Below are 13,228 nucleotides of genomic sequence, written 5' to 3' on the forward strand. Positions count from 1 at the left end.
TGTGCCCACTGGAAAGGTGCGGTTCTACGACGCCGAGAAGGGCTTTGGTTTCATCACCAAGGACGGCGGCGGTGACGTCTACGTGCGCGCCAACGTCCTGCCCGCGGGAGTCACCTCCTTGAAGTCCGGCCAACGGGTCGAGTTCGGCGTGATGGACGGTCGCCGTGGTGAGCAGGCGTTGTCCCTTGAACTGATCGACGCGCCCCCCTCGTTGTCCAAGGCCGCCCGCAAGAAGCCCGAGCAGATGGCCGTCATAATCGAGGACCTCATCCGGCTGCTCGACGACCTTGGCAACGGCTACCGCCATGGACGCCACCCTGACGAGAAGCATTCCGCGAACACGGCGCAACTCCTGCGCCGCGTCGCCGACGAACTGGAGTTGTGATGCCAGCACCCAAACTGGATGCAGTCGCGGCCGCCGCCGTCGACCTGGCCCGAGAGGCCGCGGTCGAACTCGCGGGCGAGGACGCCGTCGGCGAGCACCAGGGGGTGGTGGCTGAAGAGGGTGAACGACTGGTCACGCACTACTTCGAGGCGAACCTGCCCGGGTACCGGGACTGGCACTGGGCGGTGACGGTGGTGCGGGCGGCACGCGCGAAGTCCCCGACGGTCAACGAGGTGGTCCTCCTGCCCAGGGCCTCCGCCCTCCTGGCCCCGAAATGGGTTCCCTGGGAGGAACGCATCGGGCCGGGTGACATCGGGCCGGGGATGCTCATGGCCACCCCGGACAACGACCCGCGGCTCGAACCTGGCTTCGCGGCCACGGACCTCCCGGTCGACGCCGACCCCACCGAGTGGGTGCAGTTGCGCTCAACTGTTTCCGAACTGGGGCTGGGGCGCGAGCGGCTGCTCTCCCGCTACGGCAGGGACCTGGCCGCCGAGCGCTGGCTGGCAGGACCTCCCGGGCCGGACAACGAGATCTCCCGCCAGGCGCCGGCGCCCTGCAAGACCTGCGCCTACTTCGTGCCGCTGCGTGGCTCGCTGGGGACCCTCTTCGGCGCCTGCACGAACGAGTACTCGCCCTCCGACGCCCAGGTGGTGAGCCTGGACCACGGCTGCGGTGGGCACTCCGACGTGGTCGCCGCAGAGCGCGCCCGCGAGTTGCCCGCGCCGGTGTTCGACACCATCAGCGTGGACCAGACGATCTTCGACTGACGGCCGCAGCCGCCGTCGCGGGTCAGGCTTTGACCTCCGCGACGGCAACCGGGGCTCCACGCAGTGACTCAGGTACTTCGACGGACCCGTCCGTGACCCGGCCCTCCCCGGCGCCAAGCCACGCGACGGTGTCGCAGTGGGCCAGCTCCGTCGGCAGCGTCAGGCGACCGAGAGCCGGGTCGTCGGCGAAGCAGAAGACGCTCCCGTCGCTGCTGGTGTAGTGCACGTCCCCGTCGAGCGCGCGCAGCCACGGGCGGGATCCGAAGATCGCGCGGCCATTGACCTCAAGCCACTCCCCGAGTTCTTCCAGCGCCGCCAGCTGCAGGTCGGGGATGGACCCGTCGGCGCGGGGGCCGACGTTGAGCAGCAGGTTCCCGTTCTTTGACACCACGTCGACGAGGAATCGGATGACCTCGGAACCGCTCATCGAGGCGTGCTCGTCTTCGACGCTGTTGTAGCCGAAGGAGAACCCGAGCCCCCGGCAGGCCTCCCACGGTTCAGGCTGGATGTCGGCGACGTGGCTGTACTCCCGCGTCAGGAAACCGTGGGCGGGGACGCCCCAGCGGTCATTGACGACCCCGTCGGGAACCTCACCCAGGTACTCGGAGAACAGCGAGGCAAGGCCGTGCGAGCCGTGGCCCTTGCCGCCGTCGGGCCACTCGATGTCGTTCCAGAGGACCTCGGGCGCGAAGCGCCGGACCAGTTCCAGCAACTGGTCCGCCGAGTACCGGGCGAACTCGACGTCGTTGCGGCGGAGCATGAACAGGTCCCGATCCGACTGGATGGCAGGCAGGTCGCTCACGTGCCAGTCGAGCGCCCCGGAGAAGTACACCCCGAACCGGGCCCCGGCCGCACGCACGGCGTCGTGGAGTTCCGCGATGACGTCGCGCCGGGGTCCCCTGCGGACGGTGTTGAACGGCGTGGTGGCGGTGTCCCACAGACAGAAGCCGTCGTGGTGCTTGGTGGTGGGGATGACGTACTTGGCGCCGGAGCGCAGCACCTGGTCGACGAGGACCGTGGCGTCGAAGCGCTCTGCCTGCCAGAGGTCCGCGAGGTCCTCGTACGTGGTCCCCGGGCCGTACGTCTGTACGTGGTGGCGCCTGGTGGGGCTGCCGTCGATCCGTACCGTGTTGGCGTACCACTCCGCGTACTGGTGTTGGGCGTACTCGTCCTCGGTGCTCACGATGCGGTCCCCGTGCAACTGCGCCCACGCCGGGACCGAATAGATGCCCCAGTGGATGAAGATCCCGAGCTTGGCGTCCCGGTACCAGGCAGGCACCTCGAGTGCCGGATAGGTGGGGGCGTCGTCGCCGAAGTCAGGGCCGGTGCGGGTGTCGAAGTTCAGCATCTGTCGGGTCCTCTCATCAGGAGCGGGTCGAAGTCGGGTTCGCCTGCCGGGGGGTCGAAGGGCCAGGTCCCCGGCGTCAGGTTGCGGTGCCCCAGACGGTGCAGGTCCTGGTCCACTCCCCCCGGGGTCAGTGCGAGGGTCCAGTCGGCGGCCAGCTCGAACAGTTCCGGTTCCAGGTAACCGATCTTCACCACCACTACGTCGGCGGAGAGCGGATCCAGTCCCAGCACCGTGAAGTCCGAGACGTGGTGGAAGGGCTTGCGGCGCTCGGTGACGATGGCCCTGACAGCTCCGGAGCGGATGACCACCTGGGTGCCGGCCGTAGGGTCGCCGTCGACGACCGCCTCCACCTGCCCCTCGACCGCCGCCGGTGGCGCGGACTTGGTGTCCACGCGCCCTCCGACGGGGAGGCGGACGGTCGCACCCACGCCGGCTGCGCGCGCCGCGGCCACCGCTGCCGGGTCGAAGACCGATGCGTGGATGACCGTCAGGCGGGGGTCTGTGAGCCGGTCGTCGCGAAGCAACTCGGTGAGGGACCACGACGAGTCGCCGGCGCCCCCGGCCGTCGGGTTGTCTCCGGAGTCGGAGATCACGTAGGGACGTGCCGCACCGGCGCCCAGTGCTGCGTCGAAAGCCTCTCCCAGCGTCCCAGTGGGACCGACGAACTCGAACTCCTCCCGGACGCGCCAGAAGTCCGAGGCAAGTTCCGTTGCGGCCCTGGTGATCTCTCGGGCATCGTCACCGGTCACGACGACGGCCCCGCGGCAGCGCGGCTCGTCGGCCCAGGCGTACCCGACCCAGACGGCGGCATCCAGGACACCTGGGCGAGCCTCGACCTCCGCCACCGCCTTGTACAGGGACTTCGCCGGCTCGACCCGCGTGCTGGTCTTCTCGCCCGGCAGCAGGACGGGTACCGGAACCCAGGCCTTCAGGGGCCGACGGGCCACCGGATCGCTGCCCACGTCGGATCGCAGGCGCAGCAGCAGGTTGTGGGCCGCGCGTTCCCGGGTGTTCACCTCGTCCTCGTGTGGCGCCATCCGGTAGCACGTGAGCAGGTCCACCAGCCCGAGAAACCTCTCCGAAACGTTGCCGTGCAGGTCCATGCTCGCCGACACCAGAGTGTTGGGCCCAAGAGCGCTGCGAACTGCGGCTGCCAGATCCGCTTCAGCGTCCAGGAGCCCATCCACGCTCATCGCACCGTGGATGTCCAGCAGGAATCCGTCGAACGGCCCGGCTGCCTCGATGCGGCCGACGAGCTCGTCGCGGAGCCGCAGGTAGGTTTCCTGCGCGACGGCGCCGCCGGGCAGGGCTCGCGCGTGCAGCAGCGGTACCCAGTCCGCCTGGGACCGCAGCGGCTGGCCAGGGCGCAGGAAGGGGTGGTACGACAACAGCGTCTCGGCCTCCCGCACGACGAAGGAGTCGTCGTCGCTGACGTGGAGACTGAAGGTGCTGGACTCGATGGCGATGCCGCCGACTCCGATTCTCGGCTGCGCGATCCCGCCGGGGGACACGGGTGGCAGGGCGGGCATCCAGATGTCTGCAGCCGTTCTCACAGCGGTACCTCCGAGGGTTTGCGGGTGCCGGACCCGAGGACCAGGGACGCGGCGCCCATCGCAGAATAGGCCAGCGTCGCGGGGCGGATGACCAGCGGCCGACCAGTGACGGGCGGGTTCGCGCGGATGGCTCGCTCAACAGTCGGGCCGAGCACGTCCCAGGCGCCTCCGACTCCGCCTCCCACCACGACGTGACCGACGTCAAGGAGTGTCGACGCGGACAGGATCGCGTTCGCGAGTGCGAGTCCGGCCTCCTCGAAGACGAGGAGCGCAGTCGGGTCCCCGGTGCGTGCCAGTTGCGCCACCTCCCGTCCCGTGGGGGGAGCGCCGCCTGCCCGCTCGGAGTACCGCAGGCCGAGCGAGCGCCCCGAGGCCATCGTCTCGAGGTGGCCCGTGCCGCCGCAGGTGCACCGGTGGGAGGAGTAGCTGGGGGTGTGTCCGATCTCCCCGGCCCCGCCGTGGGAACCCTCGAGGACGATGCCGTCCAGCACGATTGCGCCGCCCACGCCGGTGCCCAGCATGATGCCGAGCGCGCTCCGGACCCCCACCAGGGCACCCCAGCGCAGTTCTCCGAGGAGGAAGGCGTTGACGTCGTTGGCCACCTTGACCGGCCTGGCCAGGGATTGCTGAAGTTCCTCACCGATGGCGCGGCCGGTCCAGTCCTGGAACGTCTCGGACGCGGCGAGTACCAGCCCGTTGGCGCTGTCGATGACACCCGCGGCGCCGACGCCTACGGCCACGACGGGTGCAGCGGTGTCGGACTCGAGTTGTGCCACCAGGGTGCTGACCTGGGCCAGGACCGCCGAACCGCCCCGGGCTGCGACGGCGGTGCGGGAGGCGAGGACGACACCGTCGGAGGTCACTGCGACAGCCCCCACCTTCGTGCCGCCGATGTCAACTCCTGCAACGAGCCCTGTCATCCGCTCCGGTTCCTTCCTTGACCAAGTTCTGGCCCGGAGATTACCTCGTCCCCGAATTAATTCCTACTCGGACGTCCAGAAAGGAGCGGGCAGGGCGGTTGGCTACGCCTCGAAATCCGCCTAGCCGGATCCCAGGACCCGATTCAGGACGATGGTCGCGGCGCCCACCGCCGTCGCGGCGGGATCCCAGGCGCGCCGCTCGATGTTGGGTGGGTTAGTGAGGGTGGGCACGGTCTCATGCAGGCCTGTCTCGAAACCGGCCGCCATGTGGGGCCAGAGGGGGAGGGACTCGCCGGTGAGCAGGACGTTGCTGAGCCCGACCATCGTGCAGGCGCCGCCCACGGCGCGTCCCAGCCAGTAACCCCCTCGGTCCACGACTCGGGCCACGCGGTGATTGGAGACCGCAGCCGCGACGAGGTCCTCCACGGAGTCGCCGACGTCGGGTGAGACCCGCGCGGCCTCGCGGAGCAACTCATCGAGGCCGAGAAGGGCCTGCAGGCAGCCGTGGTTGCCGCAGCGGCAGGCGGGTCCTAGAGGGTCGACGGAGACGTGCCCCATCTCCGTGGACGCCCCCTGGTCCCCAGTGATGACCTGATGGTCGCGCACCAGCGCCATGCCGACGCCGGAGCCGACCGAGACGAGCAGGAAGTCGGACGGCGTTTCGACGCGTGGGCGGTAGAGCTCGCGGTAGGCCAGCGCGGCGATGTCATTCGCGAGTCGCACCGGGAGTCCAGCCTGCCGCTCCACGAGGTTTCCGAGCGGGACAGCCTCCCAGTTGTGCACGACCGAGAACGAGACCATTCCCGTCGACTCCGCCACCACCCCGGAGACGGCCACGCCGAGTCCCCACCATGGAGCCCCTGGGTCGGTCTCGACGATGCGGTGCGTGACCGAGCCGATGCTGCGGCTGAGCGCCTCGGGGTCCGAGGTGTCCAGGTCGAGGCGCCGTTCGTCGAGGATCGTGCCGTCAAGGTTGATCACGGTGAAGGCTGCGGAGCTGACGCCCATTCCCACCCCGATCGCGCGTCCAGTGTCACCACGCACTGACAACGGAACCCGCGGGCGACCGGCGCCCACGACCTGTGAGGGCCCCTCTGTCAGGATGCCCAGCTCCAGTAGTCGTCGGACCTGCGTGCTGACCGTGGCCGGTCCGAGTCCCAGCCTTTCAACGAGGTCGCTGCGGCTCAGGTTCGGCTCCGACAACAGGCTTGCCACTATCTGGCCGCGTGTTGCCTGGGTGTGCCTCCACTCGGCCTGGGGATGAGCCACGCTTCCTCCTAGTCCGGCCGCCGCTGGCCGTAATGAACGATTCATAGTCTGGACCAGAATTCGGGGCCTGCTTGACAGCGAGTTAATTCGGAGGCAAATTTATACCACCGCAGAGCACCCCTACTGGGAGGAAACCAATGAAGGTCACCAAACGCGTCGGCATCGGAGCCATCGCAGCGACTATCGCGCTCGCAGCCACAGCTTGCAGTGCACCGGCCCCCGCCACCACGGATGCGCCCTCTGAAGGCGAAGGCAAGGCCAGCGTCACGCTCGACTGGGGCTTCTGGAACCAGGGCGACGCCGGCAACGCGATGTGGGAGGGAATCGCAGCTGACGTCACCGAGGCGCACCCTGAGATCACCGTCAAGCTGACCCAGCCGCCGTTCGCAGACTACTTCACCAAGCTGCAGTCGCAGCTGGCGAGCAATTCGGCCCCCTGCATCGTGAGCATGCAGAGCCTCCGGCTGCCTGCCTTCGCGGAGGCCATGGAGCCCCTCGACGAGCTGATGGCGGCCCAGGGGTTCACCGCCGACGACTGGAACCCCGCTGCCCTCAAGGCGCTGCAGCACGACGGCACCCAGTACGCCATCCCCTACGGTCTGTCCACCATGGCGCTGTTCTACAACAAGGACGCCTTCGCGCAGGCGGGCGTCGACGAGCCGGAGCCGGGCTGGAGCATCGAGGACTTCGAGGACGCGGCACGCAAGATCACCGAAGCCACCGGGAAGCCCGCCTTCGGCCAGAGCTTCTCCGACCTCCACATGTTCTCCCAGCTGCTCGCCTACAACGGCACCACCCCGGTGGCCGAGGACGGCTCGCTGGCCCTGACCGAGGACTCGATGTCCGAGGCGTTCAACTGGTATTCCGGCCTTGCCACCGACGAGAAGGTGTCGCTGGTCCCCGCCAGTTCCTCCGACATCCCCTGGGGCGAGCAGCAGTTCGTCGCAGGCAACGTCGCGATGGCCGTGGACGGCACCTGGAACCTCGCCACCGACGCGATCGACGCCGGTTTCCCCGTGGGCGTCACCACCCTGCCCGTCGGCGACGGCGGCATCTCATCGTTCTCCGCGAACTCCGGCTTCGGGATCGCGAAGTCCTGTGAGGACAAGGAGGCTGCGGCCAAGGCCATCGCGGTCATCACCGGCGCCGAAGGCCAGGAGGCTGCGGCCGAGGCTGGCACCATGCCGGCCCGCACCGCCTCGGACGACACCTTCTACGAGGCGCTGGCCACCGAGATCGACACCGAGAACCCGGGTTACTCGGAGCAGGCCCGCGCCGTCGTCGAGCACAGCAGCGAGACGGCCATCCCCTTCATCCCGACCCAGAACTGGGACGCGGTGACCAAGTCGATCGCCCGTGAGTTCATCCTCGCCTACACCGGCAGCGGCACCCCGGACCAGGCGCTTGAGAACGTCCAGGCAGCGGCGGGCAACTGACGATGACCATCACCTCGCGGACCAGCAGTACCCGTGAGGGCTCGATCGCTACTCTTCCGGGGGCGGATCGTCCCCGGAAGAGTGCCTCCGTTCGGCATGAGAAGAGGGCGGCGTTCGGGTTCCTGACGCCAAGTGCGATAGGGCTCACGCTGTTCGTCCTGTTCCCGACGCTGCTCGCCATCGTGACGAGCTTCTTCAACTGGCCCACCTTCGGCGAGGTCTCCTTCGCCGGCTGGGACAACTACACCTCGCTGTTCCAACCGGGCAACCCCTTCACCGCGGCGCTGGTCAACACGATCGTGTTCACGGTGCTGGTGGTGCCGCTGAACCTGGTGCTCTGCCTGGCGATGGCCTTCTGGATCTCGTCGAGCAGGTTCAGCCACTTCTACCGGGTGCTGTTCTTCCTGCCGGTGGTGACCCCCAGCGTCGCCACGGCCATCATCTGGAAGATGCTCTACCAGCCGGGTGGGATCTTCGACTACCTGGCGGCCTCGGTCGGCATCGACCTGCCCAACATCCTGGCCGACAGCCGCACCGCGCTCCTGGCTGTCGTCGTCGTGGTGCTGTGGAACGGCCTGGGCTACAACGTGCTGATCTTCTCCGCCGCCATCGACCAGCTGCCTGATCCGGTGCTCGACGCCGCCAAGATCGACGGCGCGGGGTTCTGGGCCACCCTGTTCCGGATCAAGCTGCCCCTGATGACACCGTCGATCTTCTTCGCGACGACCATCACGATCATCCAGGCCTTCCAGATCTTCAACCAGCCCTACGTCATGACTGCGGGGGGCCCGGGCAACTCCACCGTCACCGTGGTGATGGACGTCTACCAGAAGGCATTCCAGGGGGGAGAGCTCGGCGCCGCTGCGGCGCCGGCCATGATCCTGTTCGGACTCATCCTGATCGTCACCGCACTCCAGTGGATCGGTCAGAAGAAGTGGGTGAATTATGACCAGTAAGGCGACCCCCAAGAGGCGGCCGATCCTGACCGCCTCCATCAGCGAGGTACTGCTGTTCCTCGTCGCGCTGGCGTTCATCTTCCCCGTGATCTACACGATCACCTCATCCTTCAAGGCTCCGGGCGAGATCTTCAGCCAGCCGCCGAGCCTGTTCGGCTCCGAGCTGAGGTGGCAGAACTACGTCGAGGTGTTCGAGTACGCGCCGTTCCTGCGCTACATCCTCAACGGCTTCCTGCAGTCTCTCGGGGGGACGCTCGTCGTGCTGGTGGTGAGTGCCCTCGCCGCATACGCCTTCGGCATCCTGCGCTGGCGGGGACGCGACATGACGCTGCTGGGCTACCTCGCGACCCTCATGATCCCGCAGGAGGTCCTGGTCATCCCGATGTTCCTGCTGATGCAGCGCCTCGGGTGGATCAACACGTGGCAGGCGCTGATCCTGCCATGGGCCTTCGGAGCCTTCGGCACGTTCCTGCTCCGGCAGTTCTTCATGAGCCTGCCCTACGAACTCGTCGAGGCCTCACGCGTCGACGGCTGCAGCCACTGGCAGACGTTCCGCAAGATCATCCTGCCGCTCGCGAAGCCGTCCATGGCCGTGCTGGGCGTGTGGACGTTCATCACCTACTGGAACAGCTTCCTGTGGCCACTGATCGTGGTCAACGACGTCGAAGGGCTGGGGAACGTGAGCCTTGGCCTGCAGACGTTCTTCGGTGAGAAGGGGGCCGCCTGGAACCTCATCCTGGCCGCCTCCGTCATCGCGATCGCCCCGACGATGCTGGTCGTGATCGCGCTCCAGAAGCACCTGGTGAAGGGGATCGCCACCGTCGGGCTGGCGGGACGGTGAGCGCCACGGGCAACCGCCCCAACGTCGTGGTGTTCGTGGCCGACGACCTCGGGTGGGCGGACCTGAGCTGCTACGGCGCCCAGGGCGTCCACACCCCGCGGATCGACGAACTGGCCGCCGTCGGCACCCGGTTCGTCGACTGTCATGCTGCGTCCTCTGTCTGCACGCCGTCGCGCTACGCCATCCTGACCGGCAGGTACCCGTGGCGCAGTCCGCTGAAGCGGGGTGTCCTCGGGGGAGCGGACCCCTGCATCATCCCGGTAGGCATGCCCACGCTGGCCTCCCTGGCGAAGCAGGCCGGCTACCGCACCGGCGCCTTCGGCAAGTGGCACCTCGGCCTGGGGTGGAAACGTCTCGACGGCACCCGGGCCGACGCGTTCGACGGGGGGTTTGCCCCGGACATGCAGGGCGACGGTCGCGACCTCGACTACTCCGAGCCGTTCACGAACGGGCCGACCGCACACGGGTTCGAGCGCTTCTTCGGGATCTCGGGCTCCCTGGACATGCCGCCCTACTGCTTCCTCGACCAGGACCGGACCGTGGGTCTGCCCACCATCGAGAAGGCCCCGCTGCACACTTCGCAGCGTCCCGGCCTCACCGTCGAGGGCTGGCAGGACGACCAGGTCGACGTTCGCATCACCGAGGAGACGGTCTCGTGGCTCCAGCGCCCCGACGACAGGCCGTTCCTCGCCTACGTGGCCTCCGCCGCGCCCCACCGCCCGTGCGTCCCACCCGACTTCGTCCGGGGCACGTCGAAGGCGGGAGCCCGGGGGGACTCGATCCACCTGGTGGACTGGATGGTCGGGCGGATAGTCGACGCGCTCGACCCCGAGACCCGTGCGAACACGATCTTCCTGGTCACCAGCGACAACGGCGCCCCGATGATCTTCCCCGAGGACGGTGACGTCACCACCTTCCCGCCCAACGGCCACTGGCGGGGGCAGAAGGCGGACGCCTACGAGGGCGGGCACAGGGTCCCGCTGGTCTGCGCCGGCCCGGGGGTGGCTGCCACCGCCGTCCGTGACCAGCCGATCAGCCTGCTCGACCTGATGCCCACTCTGGCCGAGCTGGTCGGGATGCCTCCGGTGCCAGACGTCGACGGGCGAAGGCTCGCCGACGTCGGGGGCAGCCGGATCATCGGCGTCCAGGCCTACGACGGGCGACTCGTGCTGCGGCGAGACCAGGACAAGGCCATCTACGGGTCAGGTTCGGGCGGGTTCAGCGAACCGGTGGGGGAGCCATGCGGTCCCGACTCCGACGACGGGCAGCTCTACGACCTGGCGAACGACCCGCAGGAGTCGCTCAACCTGTGGAGTGCGGGGTCATTGGCGCGGGAACTGCACGAGGAGTACCGGGACCGCACCGGCTACCCGGGCTGAAGTCGGGTCTCGACACGCCGGGCTCCGCCGCGGCTACTCGACCAGCGGTGGGTTCGCTCGACCAGGGGGTGGTCTCGACACGCCGGGCTCCGCCGCGGCTACTCGACCAGCGGTGGGCTGCTCGACCAGCGGTGGACCAGCGGTGCCCCTCAGGCGCAGGAGGCCGTGATCACGAAGTCTGCTTCCTCACCCGTGTCGTCGGGCTCGTTCAGGTTCAGCAGCGCGCCGCGTCCGGTCACCGTGAAGCTCTCACCGTCCCACACGATGGAAGCGCTGCCGGTGCCCGGCATGACCTGGACCACGGTGCCGTCGGCCAGGACGACGCTGGCGGCCTCGACGGAGGAGCGGTCCTCCGGCCCGGTCACCGCCACCTTGTCGTCGGCGTCCGCGTCGCTGCCGCTCATGGACCACATGCCGTTGATCACCGTGCAGGCGACGGTGTCGATGGTGATCTCGGTGTCTCCGACCCTGGCCGCGGCCCCACCCTCGGGAGCTGGGGTCTCGATGCCGGCGTTCTCCTCCGGCTGGGTCTCGGGTTGTGCCTGGGGCTGGCTGGCATTGGCCGATCCGGTCCCCTGACCGGGCTCAGGCACATCCATTCCGGGGGCTGTGCAGGCTGACATGGCCAGCACTGTCACGATGCCGAATCCGGAGAAAGCGATGGACTTGACTCTGTTCATGGGTTCCAGCCTTTCCTCGGGCTTGAATCTACCCCGTCGCCGCAGTGGGGGCGTTACGGCTGACCAGCGGCCGGGCACGGGAAGCGAACCGCTAACATGACGGCCGTGATCAACAAGTCCCCCAAGGCCGCGAGACGGCCGGTGGCTGCCGAGGCAGCCCACAACGCGTCCTGGCTCGAGCGCCACTTCCACATCTCCCGCAGGGGATCTTCCGTCGGGCAGGAGGTCCGGGGTGGCCTGGTCACCTTCTTCGCGATGGCCTACATCGTCGCGCTCAACCCCCTGATCATCGGCACCGCCACGGACCGCGACGGCCTGCTCATCTCGGGCGCGCCGAAGTTCACCGACGCCGCCATGACCCAGGTTGACGCGGCCGCCGTCGGCGCCTCCATCGGCATGGTGGCCGCCGCCACTGCACTGATCGCCGGCGTGATGACCATCCTCATGGGCGTCGTGGGCCGCTTCCCGATCGGCCTGGCCACCGGACTTGGTCTGAACGCGCTGGTCGCCTACGTGCTGGCCCCCCAGATGACCTGGCCACAGGCCATGGGCCTGGTGGTGTGGGAGGGCATCCTGATCGCCATCCTGGTGTTGACAGGCTTCCGAACCGCCGTCTTCCGCGCCGTTCCCAAGGCGCTGCGAACGGCCATCAGCGTCGGCATCGGCCTGTTCATCGCCTTCGTCGGCCTCATCAACGCGGGTGTGGTCCGCAAGCCCGCCGGCGCTCCGCCCGTCGAGCTCGGCATCAGCGGATCCCTGATGGGCTGGCCGATCCTGGTGTTCTTCGTCGGCATCTGCGTACTGATTGCGCTGTACGTGCTGCGCGTCAAGGGCGCCATGCTGATCTCCATCGTCGTGGCCACCGTCGTGGCCATCATCATCGAGGCGATCGCGAAGATCGGCCCGCAGGCCGCAGGTGAGAACCCGACGGGCTGGGCGCTCAACGTGCCGCAGCTCGGCAACTTCGCGGCCCCGGACCTCAGCCTCATCGGCCGCGTGGACATGGTGGGCGCGTTCTTCGTCGACGGCCAGTTCTCCGTCACCACGTTCCTTGCACTCTTGGTGCTCGTGTTCTCGCTGCTGCTGGCCGACTTCTTCGACACCATGGGCACCGTCGTCGCCGTCGGTACCGAGGGCGGCATCCTGGACGCCGACGGCATGCCTCCGCACACGACGGAGATCCTGCTCGTCGACTCCCTCGGCGCGGTGGCCGGTGGCCTCGGGTCGGTCTCGTCCAACACCTGCTTCGTGGAGTCGACGGCGGGCGTCGGCGAAGGCGCGCGAACCGGCCTGGCCTCCGTGGTGACGGGCGCGGCCTTCCTGCTGGCCATCTTCCTGTCGCCCGTGATCAACATGGTCCCGTCGGAGGCGGCCTCGCCGGTGCTGGTGTTCGTGGGCTTCCTCATGATCGCCCAGGTGGTCGACGTCGACTGGAAGGACCTCGATCTCGCCATCCCGGCCTTCCTCACGATCATCCTGATGCCGTTCGCGTACTCGATCACCGTCGGGATCGGTGCCGGGTTCCTCGGCTACGTGTTCATCAAGCTGATCCGTGGCAAGGCCAAGGCCGTGCACCCGCTGATGTTTGTGGTGGCGGTGATGTTCGTCATCTACTTCCTCCAAGGCCCGATCCTGGCTCTCATCAACTGAGCGCTTGACGGGCGCCCACCGGCTGGCCGGTAGGCTGACGC

Annotated in this window: 12 protein-coding genes; 7 read left to right on the top strand and 5 right to left on the bottom strand. The window is 68.4% G+C overall.

Going from position 1 to position 13,228, the window contains the following annotated elements; all coding sequences use genetic code 11:
• Position 1 precedes the first annotated feature (1 nt).
• Entirely contained in the window at positions 2-385 is a 384-nt protein-coding gene (locus LKO27_RS01010; RefSeq protein ID WP_227737178.1) for a cold-shock protein, read from the top strand.
• The gene (locus LKO27_RS01015) at positions 385-1,155 is read left to right on the top strand and encodes a DUF3027 domain-containing protein (protein ID WP_227735045.1); all 771 of its coding nucleotides are present in this window, start codon (positions 385-387) and stop codon (positions 1,153-1,155) included. The genes LKO27_RS01010 and LKO27_RS01015 overlap by 1 nt, the downstream gene beginning before the upstream one ends.
• Positions 1,156-1,177: 22 nt before the next feature.
• On the opposite strand, the gene LKO27_RS01020 is transcribed toward LKO27_RS01015, so the two are convergent.
• The 4 genes from LKO27_RS01020 to LKO27_RS01035 form a co-directional block, all read right to left on the bottom strand.
• The gene (locus LKO27_RS01020; protein ID WP_227735046.1) at positions 1,178-2,503 is read right to left on the bottom strand and encodes an alpha-L-fucosidase; all 1,326 of its coding nucleotides are present in this window, start codon (positions 2,501-2,503) and stop codon (positions 1,178-1,180) included.
• On the bottom strand, positions 2,497-4,056 hold the full coding sequence (locus tag LKO27_RS01025; RefSeq protein ID WP_227735047.1) for a M81 family metallopeptidase: 1,560 nt from the start codon (positions 4,054-4,056) through the stop codon (positions 2,497-2,499). Before LKO27_RS01025 ends, LKO27_RS01020 begins: the two co-directional genes overlap by 7 nt.
• A complete protein-coding gene (locus LKO27_RS01030) occupies positions 4,053-4,976 on the bottom strand; it encodes an ROK family protein (RefSeq protein ID WP_227735048.1) in 924 nt (307 codons plus the stop codon). Before LKO27_RS01030 ends, LKO27_RS01025 begins: the two co-directional genes overlap by 4 nt.
• Positions 4,977-5,096: 120 nt before the next feature.
• On the bottom strand, positions 5,097-6,245 hold the full coding sequence (locus LKO27_RS01035; protein WP_227735049.1) for an ROK family transcriptional regulator: 1,149 nt from the start codon (positions 6,243-6,245) through the stop codon (positions 5,097-5,099).
• A gap of 137 nt (positions 6,246-6,382) precedes the next feature.
• On the opposite strand from LKO27_RS01035, the gene LKO27_RS01040 reads away from it, so the two are divergent.
• From LKO27_RS01040 to LKO27_RS01055, 4 genes are read left to right on the top strand one after another with little or no spacing between them, the layout of a single operon-like run.
• Complete coding sequence (locus LKO27_RS01040; protein WP_227735050.1) at positions 6,383-7,681, top strand: ABC transporter substrate-binding protein; 1,299 nt, start codon at positions 6,383-6,385, stop codon at positions 7,679-7,681.
• A gap of 2 nt (positions 7,682-7,683) precedes the next feature.
• Positions 7,684-8,637 carry a carbohydrate ABC transporter permease gene (locus LKO27_RS01045; RefSeq protein ID WP_227735051.1) on the top strand — a complete coding sequence of 318 codons (954 nt, stop codon included), beginning with the start codon at positions 7,684-7,686 and terminating at the stop codon, positions 8,635-8,637.
• Positions 8,627-9,478: a carbohydrate ABC transporter permease gene (locus LKO27_RS01050; protein ID WP_227735052.1), complete on the top strand. Its 852-nt coding sequence runs from the start codon at positions 8,627-8,629 to the stop codon at positions 9,476-9,478. The genes LKO27_RS01045 and LKO27_RS01050 overlap by 11 nt, the downstream gene beginning before the upstream one ends.
• Positions 9,475-10,857, top strand: a complete 1,383-nt coding sequence (locus tag LKO27_RS01055; protein WP_227735053.1) for an arylsulfatase — start codon at positions 9,475-9,477, stop codon at positions 10,855-10,857. The genes LKO27_RS01050 and LKO27_RS01055 overlap by 4 nt, the downstream gene beginning before the upstream one ends.
• A 149-nt stretch (positions 10,858-11,006) precedes the next feature.
• On the opposite strand, the gene LKO27_RS01060 is transcribed toward LKO27_RS01055, so the two are convergent.
• On the bottom strand, positions 11,007-11,537 hold the full coding sequence (locus LKO27_RS01060; protein ID WP_227735054.1) for a lipoprotein LpqH: 531 nt from the start codon (positions 11,535-11,537) through the stop codon (positions 11,007-11,009).
• Positions 11,538-11,642: 105 nt separating this feature from the next.
• On the opposite strand from LKO27_RS01060, the gene LKO27_RS01065 reads away from it, so the two are divergent.
• Positions 11,643-13,187: an NCS2 family permease gene (locus LKO27_RS01065; protein ID WP_227735055.1), complete on the top strand. Its 1,545-nt coding sequence runs from the start codon at positions 11,643-11,645 to the stop codon at positions 13,185-13,187.
• Positions 13,188-13,228 lie beyond the last annotated feature (41 nt).

Source organism: Tessaracoccus sp. OS52, from assembly GCF_020687685.1.
In the GTDB taxonomy this organism is placed as follows: Bacteria; Actinomycetota; Actinomycetes; order Propionibacteriales; family Propionibacteriaceae; genus Arachnia.